The organism is Pseudomonas argentinensis, assembly GCF_001839655.2.
Classification (GTDB): Bacteria; Pseudomonadota; Gammaproteobacteria; order Pseudomonadales; family Pseudomonadaceae; genus Aquipseudomonas; species Aquipseudomonas argentinensis_B.
Map to the genome: position 1 here is coordinate 4923783 of NZ_CP056087.1, position 14743 is coordinate 4938525.

Consider the following 14743-nt stretch of genomic DNA (forward strand, 5'->3'; position numbering starts at 1 on the left):
GTGTACGGGGCTTTCACCCGCTATGGCCGCCCATTTCAGAGCGTTACACGACTAAAACCGCCAGGTTTTAGCCGAGGCTGATCTGCACTTCCACGCCAGCCGCAAGATCGAGCTTCATAAGAGCATCAACGGTTTTATCCGTTGGCTGGACGATGTCCAGTACGCGCTTATGAGTGCGGATTTCGTACTGATCGCGAGCGTCTTTGTTGACGTGTGGCGAAGTCAGAACGGTGAACCGCTCTTTGCGAGTTGGCAGAGGAATCGGACCACGCACCTGAGCACCAGTACGTTTCGCGGTTTCCACGATTTCCTGGGTTGATTGATCGATCAGGCGATGGTCAAAAGCCTTCAACCGTATACGGATTTGTTGGTTTTGCATTTTGACCTCAGATTCCAAGCTGCGATTCCCAGTCAACGGACGCAATACGCCCGTTAAAAGGAGGCGTGATTCTATAGACGCCCCCTGGGGGTGTCAACCCGGTTAGAAAATAACCAGCAGATATCTTGCGCCCATAAAAAAGCCCCCGCTAGGCGGGGGCTCTTGTGGATCAGACCAGTCGATTACTCGACGATCTTGGCAACCACGCCAGCACCAACGGTACGACCACCTTCGCGAATCGCGAAGCGCAGGCCGTCTTCCATGGCGATCGGCTTGATCAGGGTGACAACCATCTTGATGTTGTCGCCCGGCATTACCATCTCAACGCCTTCCGGCAGTTCGCACGAACCGGTCACGTCAGTGGTACGGAAGTAGAACTGCGGACGGTAGCCCTTGAAGAACGGGGTGTGACGACCACCCTCTTCCTTGGACAGAACGTACACTTCAGCTTCGAACTTGGTGTGCGGCTTGATGGTGCCCGGCTTGGCCAGAACCTGACCACGCTCTACGTCGTCACGCTTGGTGCCGCGCAGCAGAACGCCACAGTTCTCACCAGCACGACCTTCGTCGAGCAGCTTGCGGAACATCTCGACACCGGTGCAGGTGGTCTTGGTGGTAGCACGCAGACCAACGATCTCGATTTCTTCCTGGATCTTGACGATACCGCGCTCTACACGACCGGTAACTACAGTACCGCGGCCGGAGATCGAGAACACGTCCTCGATCGGCATCAGGAACGGACGATCGATAGCACGAACCGGCTCTGGAATGTAGCTGTCCAGAGTCTCCACCAGGGTCTTCACCGCAGTGGTACCCATGCCGTTGTCGTCCTGGCCGTTCAGAGCCATCAGCGCCGAACCGATGATGATCGGGGTGTCGTCGCCCGGGAAGTCGTAGGTGCTCAGCAGATCGCGAACTTCCATCTCGACCAGTTCCAGCAGCTCAGCGTCGTCAACCATGTCAGCCTTGTTCAGGAAGACAACGATGTACGGAACGCCTACCTGACGGGACAGCAGGATGTGCTCACGGGTCTGCGGCATCGGACCATCGGCGGCCGAGCAAACCAGGATCGCGCCGTCCATCTGGGCAGCACCGGTAATCATGTTCTTGACGTAGTCAGCGTGACCCGGGCAGTCAACGTGCGCGTAGTGACGTACGGACGAATCGTACTCTACGTGTGCAGTGTTGATGGTGATACCACGAGCCTTCTCTTCCGGAGCGCTATCGATCTTGTCGAAGTCGACCTTGGCCGAACCGAAAACTTCGGAGCAGACGCGAGTCAGAGCAGCGGTCAGAGTGGTTTTGCCATGGTCAACGTGACCGATGGTGCCAACGTTGACGTGCGGTTTGTTACGTTCGAATTTTTCTTTAGCCACGACAGTGAACCTCTTGCCTAAAGGGCTGAATCAGCCTTGTTTTTTAACCAGAGCTTCGACGATGTTCGCCGGAGCCTCGGAGTACTTGGAGAATTCCATGGAGTAGCTTGCGCGACCCTGGGACATGGAGCGAACGTCGGTTGCGTAACCGAACATCTCACCCAGCGGAACCTCGGCACGGATAACCTTACCGGAAACCGAGTCTTCCATACCCTGGATCAGACCACGACGACGGTTCAGGTCACCCATCACGTCACCCATGTAGTCCTCAGGGGTTACCACTTCTACTTTCATGATCGGCTCAAGCACAACACCGCCGCCCTTCTGGGCCAGCTGCTTGGTCGCCATGGAAGCTGCCACCTTGAACGCCATCTCGTTGGAGTCGACGTCATGGTAGGAACCGTCAAACACGGTCGCCTTCAGGCCGATCAGCGGATAGCCGGCAACGACGCCGTTCTTCATCTGCTCTTCGATACCCTTCTGGATGGCCGGGATGTATTCCTTCGGAACCACACCGCCCACGACTTCGTTGACGAATACCAGACCTTCCTGACCTTCGTCTGCCGGCGCGAAGCGAATCCAGCAGTGGCCGAACTGACCACGACCACCGGACTGACGAACGAACTTGCCTTCGATTTCGCAGTTCTTGGTGATCTTCTCGCGGTAGGAAACCTGCGGCTTGCCGATGTTGGCTTCGACGTTGAATTCGCGCTTCATGCGGTCAACGAGGATGTCCAGGTGCAACTCGCCCATACCGGAGATGATGGTCTGGCCAGTCTCTTCGTCGGTCTTGACGCGGAACGACGGGTCTTCCTGAGCGAGCTTGCCCAGCGCGATACCCATCTTCTCCTGGTCAGCCTTGGTCTTCGGCTCGACGGCTACCGAGATAACCGGCTCCGGGAAGTCCATACGCTCGAGGATGATTGGCTTGTCGGCGTTGCACAGGGTGTCACCGGTGGTGACGTCCTTCATGCCGATCAGTGCAGCGATGTCGCCAGCGCGCACTTCCTTGATCTCTTCACGCTGGTTGGCGTGCATCTGCACCATACGACCAACGCGCTCTTTCTTGCCCTTGACCGAGTTAATGACGGAGTCACCGGAGGTCAGGAAGCCCGAGTAAACGCGCACGAAGGTCAGGGTACCCACGAACGGGTCGGTCGCGATCTTGAACGCCAGAGCCGAGAACGGCTCGTCGTCGGAAGCGTGACGCTCGTCGTAGTCGGTGTCGACCAGCTCTTCCTTCGGCTTCTCGATCAGATCAGGGTGGATACCCTTGATCGCCGGGATTTCGGTAGGAGCAGGCAGGAAGTCGATGACCGCATCGAGAACCAGGGGAACGCCCTTGTTCTTGAACGAGGAACCACAGACGGCCGGAACGATTTCGCTGGCCAGGGTGCGCAGGCGCAGACCGGCTTTGATCTCCTCGGCGGAGAGCTCGCCCTCTTCGAGGTACTTGTTCATCAGTTCTTCGTTGGCTTCGGCAGCGGCTTCGACCATGTTGCTGCGCCACTCGTTGGCCAGCTCGAGCATTTCCGCCGGAATCTCTTCCTCGCGGTAGGTGGTGCCCTTGTCGTCATCGTTCCAGTAGATGGCCTTCATCTTGATCAGGTCGACCTGACCTTCGAAGTTCTCTTCTGCACCAATGGCCAGCTGGATCGGCACCGGAGTGTGGCCCAGACGGTTCTTGATCTGACCGACGACGCGCAGGAAGTTGGCACCCGCACGGTCCATCTTGTTGACGTAGACAACGCGCGGTACGCCGTACTTGTTGGCCTGACGCCATACGGTTTCCGACTGCGGCTCAACGCCCGAAGTACCACAGAACACCACGACGGCGCCGTCGAGTACGCGCAGCGAACGCTCTACTTCAATGGTGAAGTCAACGTGGCCGGGGGTATCGATGACGTTTACGCGGTAGTTGTCGTACTGACCACGGGAACCCTTCCAGAAGGTGGTAACGGCAGCGGAGGTAATGGTGATACCGCGCTCCTGCTCCTGCACCATCCAGTCGGTAGTGGCTGCACCGTCATGCACCTCACCCATTTTGTGGCTGAGACCTGTGTAGAACAGGATCCGCTCGGTAGTCGTGGTCTTGCCCGCATCGACGTGCGCGCAAATACCAATGTTACGGTAGCGGTTAATTGCTGTATTACGAGCCATAAAGCCCTCGCAAATTGAGTGATGCCGGATTTAGAAACGGTAGTGCGAGAACGCTTTGTTGGCCTCGGCCATACGGTGCACGTCTTCACGCTTCTTGACTGCGGCGCCTTTGCCTTCGGCGGCGTCCAGCAGTTCACCAGCCAAACGCAGTGCCATGGACTTCTCGCCACGCTTACGGGCGAAATCCACCAGCCAGCGCATGGCCAGAGCGTTACGACGGGACGGACGAACTTCGACCGGAACCTGGTAAGTAGCACCGCCTACACGGCGCGACTTCACTTCGACCAGCGGAGCGATGGCGTCGAGAGCTTTCTCGAAGATTTCCAGGGGATCGCTGTTCTTACGCTCTTTAACCTTGTCCAGGGCACCATAAACGATACGCTCGGCAACGGCTTTCTTGCCGCTTTCCATCACGTGGTTCATGAACTTGGCCAGGATTTGGCTTCCGTATTTTGGATCGTCAAGCACTTCGCGCTTGGCTGCTACACGACGTCTTGGCATTTGATAAGCCCTCAAACGGTCTTCAGGTTAGCCCGGAACTGCAACCATCTGGTTACGCCCGACCTTACTCTTATCGACTCAATAAAATTAGAAACTGCATTCAGTACCGACGGCCGATCACTTCGGACGCTTGGTACCGTACTTCGAACGACCCTGGTTACGGCCTTTGACACCGGAGGTGTCCAGCGAGCCGCGAACGGTGTGGTAACGCACACCTGGCAAGTCTTTTACACGACCGCCACGGATCAGCACGACGCTGTGCTCTTGCAGGTTGTGGCCTTCACCGCCGATGTACGAGGAAACCTCGAAACCGTTGGTCAGGCGTACACGGCAAACTTTACGCAGTGCCGAGTTAGGTTTTTTCGGCGTGGTGGTATACACGCGAGTGCACACGCCACGACGCTGGGGGCAGTTCTGCAGCGCAGGTACGTCGGATTTCTCGACGATACGCTTGCGCGGCTGACGCACCAGCTGGTTGATAGTTGCCATCTACTAGCTCCACTGTCCGTCTTTCGACGCTATTTATTTACACCATAAATAAATGGCAGGGCTGAAGCCCTGCCATATTTAGGGGTGCATGAGTCTAAAGAGACTCGTCACCCCAGTCAAGATACGTGACCCGGCCGCCAGGCAGCCGGGTCGCGCTCTCAATTTTCGCTGGAGTTCAGCGCTTCGGTCAGCGCTGCTTCCACTTCGCTGGCGCTGACACGCATCGGCTTCTCGGCATCACGCTTGCGCTTGCGCTCGCTGTGATAAGCCAGACCGGTACCCGCTGGGATCAGACGACCCACGACCACGTTCTCCTTCAGGCCACGCAGGAAGTCGCGCTTGCCAGTGACCGCCGCTTCGGTAAGGACGCGGGTGGTTTCCTGGAAGGATGCCGCCGAGATGAACGACTCGGTGGACAGCGACGCCTTGGTGATACCCAGCAGTACGCGGGTGTACTTGGCCACGAACTTGTCCTCTTCGACCAGGCGCTCGTTCTCGCCCAGTACCTGAGTCAGCTCCATCTGGTCGCCCTTGATGAAGCTGGAGTCGCCGGCTTCGCTGATCTCGACCTTGCGCAGCATCTGACGCAGGATGGTCTCGATGTGCTTGTCGTTGATCTTCACGCCCTGCAGACGGTAGACGTCCTGGATCTCGTTGACGATGTACTTGGCCAGCGCGCTGACGCCCAGCAGACGCAGGATGTCGTGGGGATCGCTCGGGCCGTCGGAGATGACTTCACCCTTGTTGACCTGCTCGCCTTCGAACACGTTGAGGTGACGCCATTTCGGGATCAGCTCTTCGTACGGATCGCTGCCATCGGTCGGGGTGATGACCAGACGGCGCTTGCCCTTGGTCTCCTTGCCGAACGAGATGGTGCCGCTGATTTCCGCCAGGATCGAAGCTTCCTTCGGACGACGGGCTTCGAACAGGTCGGCAACGCGCGGCAGACCACCGGTGATGTCACGGGTCTTCGAGGTTTCCTGCGGGATACGGGCGATAACGTCACCGACCGCGATCTGCGCACCGTCCGCCACGCCGACCAGGGCGTTGGCAGGCAGGAAGTACTGGGCGGGAACGTCGGTACCCGGCAGCAGCAGTTCCTTGCCGTTGGCGTCGACCATCTTGATGGCCGGACGAATGTCCTTGCCAGCAGCCGGACGATCCTTCGGATCGAGAACCTCGATGTTGGTCAGACCGGTCAGTTCGTCGGTCTGACGCTTGATGGTGATGCCCTCCTCCATGCCGACGAAGGTCACGGTACCCTTCATTTCGGTCACGATCGGGTGGGTGTGCGGGTCCCACTTGGCGACGATGGCGCCGGCTTCGACCTTGTCACCTTCCTTCACGGAAATGACCGCACCGTACGGCAGCTTGTAGCGCTCGCGCTCGCGACCGAACTCGTCGGCAACGGCCAGCTCACCGGAGCGCGATACCGCGATCAGGTTGCCGTCCAGACGCTCGACGTGCTTGAGGTTGTGCAGACGAATCGCACCACCGTTCTTCACCTGGACGCTGTCGGCAGCCGAAGTACGGCTGGCGGCACCACCGATGTGGAAGGTACGCATGGTCAGCTGGGTACCCGGCTCACCGATCGACTGGGCCGCGATAACGCCGACGGCTTCACCGATGTTGATCTGGTGACCACGGGCCAGGTCGCGACCGTAGCACTTGGCGCAGATGCCGTAGCGGGTTTCACAGCTGATCGGCGAACGCACGACCACTTCGTCGATGCTGTTCAGCTCGATGAACTCGACCCACTGCTCGTCGACCAGGGTACCGGCCGGAACGATGACGTCCTCGGTGCCCGGCTTGAACACGTCACGGGCAATGACACGGCCCAGTACGCGCTCACCCAGCGGCTCGACCACGTCGCCGCCTTCGATGTGCGGAGTCATGTGCAGACCCTGGTCGGTGCCGCAGTCGATCTCGGTCACCACCAGATCCTGGGCCACGTCGACCAGACGACGGGTCAGGTAACCGGAGTTCGCGGTCTTCAGCGCGGTATCCGCCAGACCTTTACGCGCACCGTGGGTGGAGATGAAGTACTGCAGTACCGACAGGCCTTCACGGAAGTTCGCGGTGATCGGCGTCTCGATGATCGAGCCGTCCGGCTTGGCCATCAGACCACGCATACCGGCCAGCTGACGGATCTGCGCAGCGGAACCACGCGCACCGGAGTCGGCCATCATGTACATGGAGTTGAAGGACTCCTGGTCGACTTCGTTACCGTCGCGGTCGATGACCTTCTCTTTCGAGAGGTTGGCCATCATCGCCTTGGAGACTTCGTCGTTGGCCTTCGACCAGAGGTCGATCACCTTGTTGTACTTCTCGCCCTGGGTAACCAGGCCGGAGGCGTACTGCGATTCGATTTCCTTCACTTCCTCGGTGGCGGCGTCGATGATGCGCGCCTTCTCATCCGGGATGACGAAGTCGTTCACGCCGATCGACACACCGGAGATGGTCGAGTAGGCGAAACCGGTGTACATCAGCTGGTCGGCGAAGATGACGGTGTCCTTCAGACCCACGGTGCGGTAGCACTGGTTGATCAGACGGGAGATCGCCTTCTTCTTCATCGACTGGTTGACCACGTCGAACGACAGGCCGGCCGGAACCACCTGGAACAGCAGCGCACGGCCGACGGTGGTGTCGACGATACGGGTGTTCTTGACCAGGCTGCCGTCCTTCTGCTTGACGGTCTCGTTGATGCGCACCTTGACCTTGGCGTGCAGCGAGGCCTCGCCGGCGCGGAATACCCGGTCGACTTCCTGCAGGTCGGCGAACACGCGACCTTCGCCCTTGGCGTTGATGGCTTCCCGGGTCATGTAGTACAGACCCAGTACCACGTCCTGGGACGGCACGATGATCGGCTCACCGTTGGCGGGCGACAGGATGTTGTTGGTCGACATCATCAGCGCGCGCGCTTCGAGCTGGGCTTCCAGCGTCAGCGGCACGTGAACGGCCATCTGGTCACCGTCGAAGTCGGCGTTGTAAGCGGCGCAGACCAGCGGGTGCAGCTGGATCGCCTTACCTTCGATCAGAACCGGCTCGAACGCCTGGATGCCCAGACGGTGCAGCGTCGGTGCACGGTTGAGCAGTACGGGGTGTTCGCGAATCACTTCGGCGAGAACGTCCCACACTTCCGGCAGCTCGCGCTCGACCATCTTCTTGGCGGCCTTGATGGTGGTCGCCAGACCACGCATTTCCAGCTTGCCGAAAATGAACGGCTTGAACAGCTCGAGAGCCATCTTCTTCGGCAGACCGCACTGGTGCAGGCGCAGGGCCGGGCCTACGGTAATTACCGAACGGCCCGAGTAGTCGACGCGCTTGCCGAGCAGGTTCTGACGGAAACGACCCTGCTTACCCTTGATCATGTCGGCCAGGGATTTCAGAGGACGCTTGTTCGAACCGGTGATGGCGCGACCGCGACGACCGTTGTCGAGCAGGGCGTCGACCGCCTCCTGCAGCATGCGCTTCTCGTTGCGCACGATGATGTCCGGAGCGGACAGATCGAGCAGGCGCTTGAGACGGTTGTTACGGTTGATGACGCGGCGGTACAGGTCGTTCAGGTCGGAGGTGGCGAAACGGCCGCCGTCCAGCGGAACCAGCGGACGCAGGTCTGGTGGCAGAACCGGCAGCACGGTCAGCACCATCCACTCTGGCAGGTTGCCGGAGCCCTGGAAGGCTTCCATCAACTTCAGACGCTTGGACAGCTTCTTGATCTTGGTTTCCGAGTTGGTCTGCGGAATCTCTTCGCGCAGGCGGCCGATCTCGTGCTCCAGGTCGATAGCGTGCAGCAGCTCGCGAACGGCCTCGGCACCCATGCGGGCGTCGAAGTCGTCACCGAACTCTTCCAGCGCTTCGAAGTACTGCTCGTCGTTGAGCAGCTGACCCTTCTCGAGGGTGGTCATGCCCGGATCGATCACCACGTAGCTCTCGAAATAGAGCACGCGCTCGATGTCACGCAGGGTCATGTCCATCAGCAGGCCGATACGGCTCGGCAGGGACTTCAGGAACCAGATGTGGGCAACCGGAGAGGCCAGTTCGATGTGCGCCATGCGCTCACGACGAACCTTGGCCAGGGCGACTTCAACGCCGCACTTCTCACAGATCACACCGCGGTGCTTGAGGCGCTTGTACTTGCCGCACAGGCACTCGTAATCCTTGACCGGGCCAAAGATCTTGGCGCAGAACAGGCCGTCACGCTCGGGCTTGAACGTACGGTAGTTGATGGTTTCCGGTTTTTTTACTTCACCGAACGACCACGAACGGATCATCTCAGGCGAAGCGAGGCCGATGCGAATGGCATCGAACTCTTCGACTTGACCCTGGTTTTTCAGCAAATTCAGTAGGTCTTTCAAGGCCTTTCCTCCTGGCGGAGCAGGCAGCGGGATTGACGCCCCGCTGCCGATTCACGTCGTGTTATTCGGTTTCCAGATCGATGTCGATACCGAGCGAACGGATCTCTTTGATCAACACGTTGAAGGACTCGGGCATGCCCGGCTCCATGCGGTGATCGCCATCCACGATGTTCTTGTACATCTTGGTACGGCCGTTCACGTCGTCCGACTTGACGGTCAACATCTCCTGCAGGGTGTAGGCGGCGCCGTAGGCTTCCAGCGCCCAGACCTCCATCTCCCCGAAGCGCTGACCACCGAACTGCGCCTTACCACCCAGCGGCTGCTGGGTAACCAGACTGTAGGAACCCGTGGAACGCGCGTGCATCTTGTCGTCCACCAGGTGGTTCAGTTTCAGCATGTACATGTAACCGACCGTGGTCGGGCGCTCGAACTGGTTGCCGGTACGGCCGTCGATCAGGCGCATCTGGCCGCTCTCCGGCAGATCGGCCAGCTTCAGCATGGCCTTGATTTCGCTTTCCTTGGCACCGTCGAACACCGGCGTGGCCATCGGAACGCCCTTGCGCAGGTTGTTGGCCAGAGCCAGCACTTCCTGGTCGCTCAGCTCGTCGAGGTTTTCCTGACGACCACCGATCTCGTTGTAGATCTCGTTCAGGAAGCCGCGCAGTTCAGCGATCTTGCGCTGCTCTTCGAGCATCAGGTTGATCTTCTCGCCCAGGCCCTTGGCCGCCAGGCCCAGGTGGGTTTCGAGGATCTGACCGACGTTCATACGCGACGGTACGCCCAGCGGGTTGAGGACGATGTCCACCGGCGTGCCATTGGCATCGTGGGGCATGTCTTCGACCGGCATGATCACCGAGACCACACCCTTGTTACCGTGACGACCGGCCATCTTGTCACCCGGCTGGATGCGACGGCGGATGGCCAGGTAGACCTTGACGATCTTCAGGACGCCCGGTGCCAGGTCATCGCCCTGCTGCAGCTTGCGCTTCTTGTCTTCGAACTTGTCGTCGAGCAGCTGACGGCGGTCGGAAATGTAGGCCTGGGCCTTTTCCAACTGCTCGTTCAGGGCATCGTCCGCCATGCGCAGCTTGAACCACTGGCCACGCTCCAGGCCGTCGAGCACTTCGTCAGTGATCTCGGCACCTTTCTTCAGGCCAGCGCCGCCTTCGGCGACCTTGCCGACCAGGGCAGCGCGCAGACGCTCGAAGGTCGCGCCTTCGACGATGCGGAACTCTTCGTTCAGGTCCTTGCGGATCTCGTCCAGCTGGCTCTTCTCGATCGACAGGGCGCGCGCATCGCGCTCCACGCCGTCACGGGTGAAGACCTGGACGTCGATGACGGTACCCTTGGTGCCGGTCGGCACGCGCAGGGAAGTGTCCTTAACGTCGCTGGCCTTCTCACCGAAGATCGCGCGCAGCAGCTTCTCTTCCGGGGTCAGCTGGGTCTCGCCTTTCGGGGTGACCTTGCCGACCAGAATGTCGCCCGGGCCGACTTCGGCGCCGACGTAGACGATACCGGCTTCGTCGAGCTTGTTCAGTGCAGCCTCACCGACGTTCGGGATGTCCGCAGAGATTTCCTCTGGGCCGAGCTTGGTGTCACGGGCCACACAGGTCAGTTCCTGGATGTGGATCGTGGTGAAGCGGTCTTCCTGAACCACGCGCTCGGAGAGCAGGATGGAGTCTTCGAAGTTGTAACCGTTCCACGGCATGAACGCGACGCGCATGTTCTGACCCAGCGCCAGTTCACCCATGTCGGTGGACGGGCCGTCGGCCATGATGTCGCCACGCGCAACCACATCACCTTTCTGCACCAGCGGACGCTGGTTGATGCAGGTGTTCTGGTTGGAGCGGGTGTATTTGGTCAGGTTGTAGATGTCCACACCGGCTTCACCGGTTTCGACTTCGTCATCGGCAACACGCACCACGATACGGCTGGCATCGACGGAGTCGATCACACCACCGCGGCGAGCGACCACGCAGACACCGGAGTCACGGGCGACGTTGCGCTCCATGCCGGTACCCACCAGCGGCTTGTCCGAACGCAGGGTCGGCACGGCCTGACGCTGCATGTTCGAGCCCATCAGTGCACGGTTGGCATCGTCGTGCTCGAGGAACGGGATCAGCGAGGCAGCGACGGAAACCACCTGCTTGGGCGAGACGTCCATCAGGGTGACGTCTTCCGGCGCCTTGACGGTGAACTCGTTCAGGTGACGCACGGCAACCAGCTCGTCGATCAGCTGACCCTTGTCGTTCAGGGTCGCTGACGCCTGGGCGATCACGTGGTCGGCTTCTTCGATGGCGGACAGGAACACGATCTCGTCGGTGACCTGACCTTCCTTGACCACGCGGTACGGGCTTTCCAGGAAGCCGTACTGGTTGGTGCGGGCGTAGGCCGCCAGGGAGTTGATCAGACCGATGTTCGGGCCTTCCGGCGTTTCGATCGGGCACACGCGGCCGTAGTGGGTCGGGTGCACGTCACGGACTTCGAAGCCGGCGCGCTCACGGGTCAGACCGCCCGGGCCGAGTGCGGAGACGCGGCGCTTGTGGGTGATCTCGGAGAGCGGGTTGTTCTGGTCCATGAACTGCGAGAGCTGGCTGGAACCGAAGAACTCCTTCACCGCCGCCGCAACCGGCTTGGCGTTGATCAGGTCCTGCGGCATCAGGCCTTCGCTTTCGGCCATCGACAGACGTTCCTTGACCGCACGCTCGACGCGCACCAGGCCAACGCGGAACTGGTTCTCGGCCATCTCGCCGACGCAACGTACACGGCGGTTACCCAGGTGGTCGATGTCATCGACGATGCCTTTGCCGTTACGGATGTCGACCAGGGTCTTGAGCACTTCGACGATATCTTCGCGGCTCAACACGCCCGAACCTTCGATCTCGGTACGACCGATACGACGGTTGAACTTCATGCGGCCAACGGCGGACAGGTCGTAACGCTCGGCGCTGAAGAACAGGTTGTTGAACAGGGTCTCGGCGGCATCCTTGGTTGGTGGCTCGCCAGGACGCATCATGCGGTAGATCTCGACCAGCGCTTCGAGCTGGTTGGTGGTGCTGTCGATCTTCAGCGTGTCGCTGATGAACGGACCACAGTCGATATCGTTGGTGTACAGGGTCTCGATGCGAACGACCTGAGCCTTGGCGATCTTGGCCAGCAGCTCGACCGACAGCTCGGTGTTGCACTCGGCGAGGATTTCGCCGGTGGCCGGGTGCACGATGGCCTTGGCGGTGGTGCGACCGATCAGGTAGTCGAACGGTACGTCCAGCTCCTTGATGCCTGCCTTGTCCAGCTGGTTGATGTGGCGAGCGGTAATACGACGACCCTGCTCGACGATCACCTTGCCGCTGCCATCCTTGATGTCCTGGCTGGCAATCTCACCGCGCAGGCGCTGTGGCACCAGCTCCAGGCTCAGGCCTTCACCTTTGACGTGGAAAACGTTGGTGGTATAGAAGGCGTCGAGCACTTCCTCGGTGCTGTAGCCCAGCGCGCGCAGCAGTACCGAGGCCGGCAGCTTGCGGCGACGGTCGATACGCACGAATACCGCATCCTTCGGGTCGAACTCGAAGTCCAGCCAGGAACCACGGTAAGGAATGATGCGCGCGGAGTACAGCAGCTTGCCCGAGCTGTGCGTCTTGCCACGGTCGTGGTCGAAGAACACACCTGGGGAACGGTGCAGCTGGGAAACGATTACACGCTCGGTACCGTTGATGACGAAGGTACCGTTCTCGGTCATGAGCGGAATTTCGCCCATGTACACTTCCTGCTCTTTGATGTCCTTGATCGCTTTGTTCGACGATTCTTTGTCGAAAATGATCAGGCGCACTTTCACGCGCAGCGGCACTGCGAAGGTCACACCGCGCAGCACGCACTCTTTGACATCGAACGCCGGCTCACCCAGGCGGTAACCGACGTATTCCAGAGCAGCGTTGCCGGAGTAGCTGATGATCGGGAATACAGATTTGAAGGCCGCATGCAGGCCGATGTCGCGGAACTGTTCCTTGCTCGCGCCTTGCTGCAGGAATTCGCGGTACGAATCCAGCTGGATGGCCAGGAGGTAAGGCACATCCATGACATCCGGCAACTTGCTAAAGTCCTTGCGGATACGTTTTTTCTCAGTGTATGAGTAAGCCATCAGCGTTCCCCAGCTTGGTCACCTGCTTATTTGGCTTCTCCGACGGGAGCAGCCAGAAACTCGTGCAAACCCTAGGTTTGCGCCACCTCGTTGGTGGGTCTTTCACGTCCTGGGCCGGGGCTGTGGAACAGCCGAGCTAGAACGGAAAAAGGCCGGTGGCAAGAGCCACCAGCCGTCAGCCTTGTGCGAGTCGCGCGGGCTGTAGACGCAAGGTCGTCGCTTACTTGAGCTCGACTTTGGCGCCTGCTTCTTCCAGAGCTTTCTTGGCAGCTTCGGCTTCGTCTTTCGACACGCCTTCTTTGACCACGCCAGGAGCGCCGTCAACCACTGCTTTGGCTTCTTTCAGGCCCAGACCGGTCAGTTCGCGAACGGCCTTGATCACGTTCACTTTCTTGTCGCCGGCTTCAGCCAGGACAACGGTGAACTCGGTTTGCTCTTCAGCAGCGGCGGCAGCACCAGCAGCCGGGCCAGCAGCAACAGCGGCAGCAGCGGTAACACCGAAGGTTTCTTCCATCGCCTTGATCAGCTCGACGATTTCCATAACGGATTTCTGGCCGATCGCTTCGATGATTTGCTCGTTAGTCAGAGACATGACTATGAATTCCTGTATTGGGGTGACGGCCTACGCGACCATCAAATTAAACATGTGATTTCGAAAGTGCTTATGCGGCCTTAGGCAGCAGCGGCTTCTTTCTGGTCGCGAATGGCTGCCAGCGTGCGAGCGAGCTTGCTGGTGGCGCCTTGGATAACGCTCATCAGCTGTGCGATACCCTCGTCGCGGGTCGGCAGGCTTGCCAGTACGTCGATCTGATTGGCTGCAAGGTACTTGCCCTCGAACGCAGCGGCTTTGATCTCGAACTTGTCCTGACCCTTGGCGAAGTCCTTGAACAGACGGGCAGCAGCGCCCGGGTGCTCGTTGGAGAACGCAATCAGGGTCGGGCCTTTGAACACGTCGTTGAGCACGTCGTACTGAGTGCCTTCAACGGCGCGCTTGAGCAGGGTATTACGTACGACACGTACGTATACGCCAGCTTCGCGGGCCTCTTTACGGAGTCCGGTCATAGCGCTTACGGTCACGCCACGGGCATCAGCCACGACAGCGGACAGGGCAGCTTTGGCAGCCTCGTTGACTTCAGCGACGATGGCCTTCTTGTCTTCGAGTTTAATTGCCACGGGTTTACTCCTGGATGTTACCGTTTCGCCCGGCCGGAGCCGGACGGCGTTTTGGTGTCTGATTCGGTAAGAATCGGGAGCACCATCTGCGTAGGGCTGAAGATCGCTCTTCGGGTTTGAGGCTTGCGCCCCCTACGGTCTTGGATAGCCCCCGCCAGGCAGGGACCCCAAT

General features: G+C 59.7%; 9 protein-coding genes. All 9 read right to left on the bottom strand.

The genetic code is table 11. The annotated features are described in order from the left end of the window. Positions 1-67: 67 nt before the first annotated feature. Positions 68-379: a 30S ribosomal protein S10 gene (gene rpsJ, locus SA190iCDA_RS22420; RefSeq protein WP_013789756.1), complete on the bottom strand. Its 312-nt coding sequence runs from the start codon at positions 377-379 to the stop codon at positions 68-70. Positions 380-561: 182 nt separating this feature from the next. After that, positions 562-1755, bottom strand: a complete 1194-nt coding sequence (gene tuf / locus SA190iCDA_RS22425; RefSeq protein ID WP_070887119.1) for an elongation factor Tu — start codon at positions 1753-1755, stop codon at positions 562-564. Between the two features lie 30 nt (positions 1756-1785). Continuing rightward, positions 1786-3915 (bottom strand): elongation factor G, encoded by a 2130-nt coding sequence (fusA, locus tag SA190iCDA_RS22430; protein WP_070887125.1) that lies wholly within the window; start codon positions 3913-3915, stop codon positions 1786-1788. A 30-nt stretch (positions 3916-3945) separates the two neighbouring features. Then, positions 3946-4416 (bottom strand): 30S ribosomal protein S7, encoded by a 471-nt coding sequence (gene rpsG, locus SA190iCDA_RS22435; RefSeq protein ID WP_010490886.1) that lies wholly within the window; start codon positions 4414-4416, stop codon positions 3946-3948. A 117-nt stretch (positions 4417-4533) separates the two neighbouring features. Continuing rightward, positions 4534-4905, bottom strand: coding sequence for a 30S ribosomal protein S12 (rpsL, locus tag SA190iCDA_RS22440; RefSeq protein ID WP_003186084.1), 372 nt, complete (start codon positions 4903-4905; stop codon positions 4534-4536). A 158-nt stretch (positions 4906-5063) separates the two neighbouring features. Then, positions 5064-9263, bottom strand: coding sequence for a DNA-directed RNA polymerase subunit beta' (gene rpoC, locus SA190iCDA_RS22445; RefSeq protein WP_070887124.1), 4200 nt, complete (start codon positions 9261-9263; stop codon positions 5064-5066). A 61-nt stretch (positions 9264-9324) separates the two neighbouring features. Then, positions 9325-13398, bottom strand: coding sequence for a DNA-directed RNA polymerase subunit beta (rpoB, locus tag SA190iCDA_RS22450; RefSeq protein WP_070887123.1), 4074 nt, complete (start codon positions 13396-13398; stop codon positions 9325-9327). A 220-nt stretch (positions 13399-13618) separates the two neighbouring features. Then, on the bottom strand, positions 13619-13990 hold the full coding sequence (gene rplL, locus SA190iCDA_RS22455) for a 50S ribosomal protein L7/L12 (protein ID WP_027904610.1): 372 nt from the start codon (positions 13988-13990) through the stop codon (positions 13619-13621). Between the two features lie 80 nt (positions 13991-14070). After that, positions 14071-14571, bottom strand: a complete 501-nt coding sequence (rplJ, locus tag SA190iCDA_RS22460; RefSeq protein ID WP_070887122.1) for a 50S ribosomal protein L10 — start codon at positions 14569-14571, stop codon at positions 14071-14073. Positions 14572-14743 lie beyond the last annotated feature (172 nt).

Coding starts and splice junctions, on each gene's coding strand:
- rpsJ (WP_013789756.1), bottom strand. CDS start 379: ATGCAAAACCAACAAATCCGTATACGGTTGAAGGCTTTTGACCATCGC.
- fusA (WP_070887125.1), bottom strand. CDS start 3,915: ATGGCTCGTAATACAGCAATTAACCGCTACCGTAACATTGGTATTTGC.
- rpsG (WP_010490886.1), bottom strand. CDS start 4,416: ATGCCAAGACGTCGTGTAGCAGCCAAGCGCGAAGTGCTTGACGATCCA.
- rpsL (WP_003186084.1), bottom strand. CDS start 4,905: ATGGCAACTATCAACCAGCTGGTGCGTCAGCCGCGCAAGCGTATCGTC.
- rpoB (WP_070887123.1), bottom strand. CDS start 13,398: ATGGCTTACTCATACACTGAGAAAAAACGTATCCGCAAGGACTTTAGC.
- rplL (WP_027904610.1), bottom strand. CDS start 13,990: ATGTCTCTGACTAACGAGCAAATCATCGAAGCGATCGGCCAGAAATCC.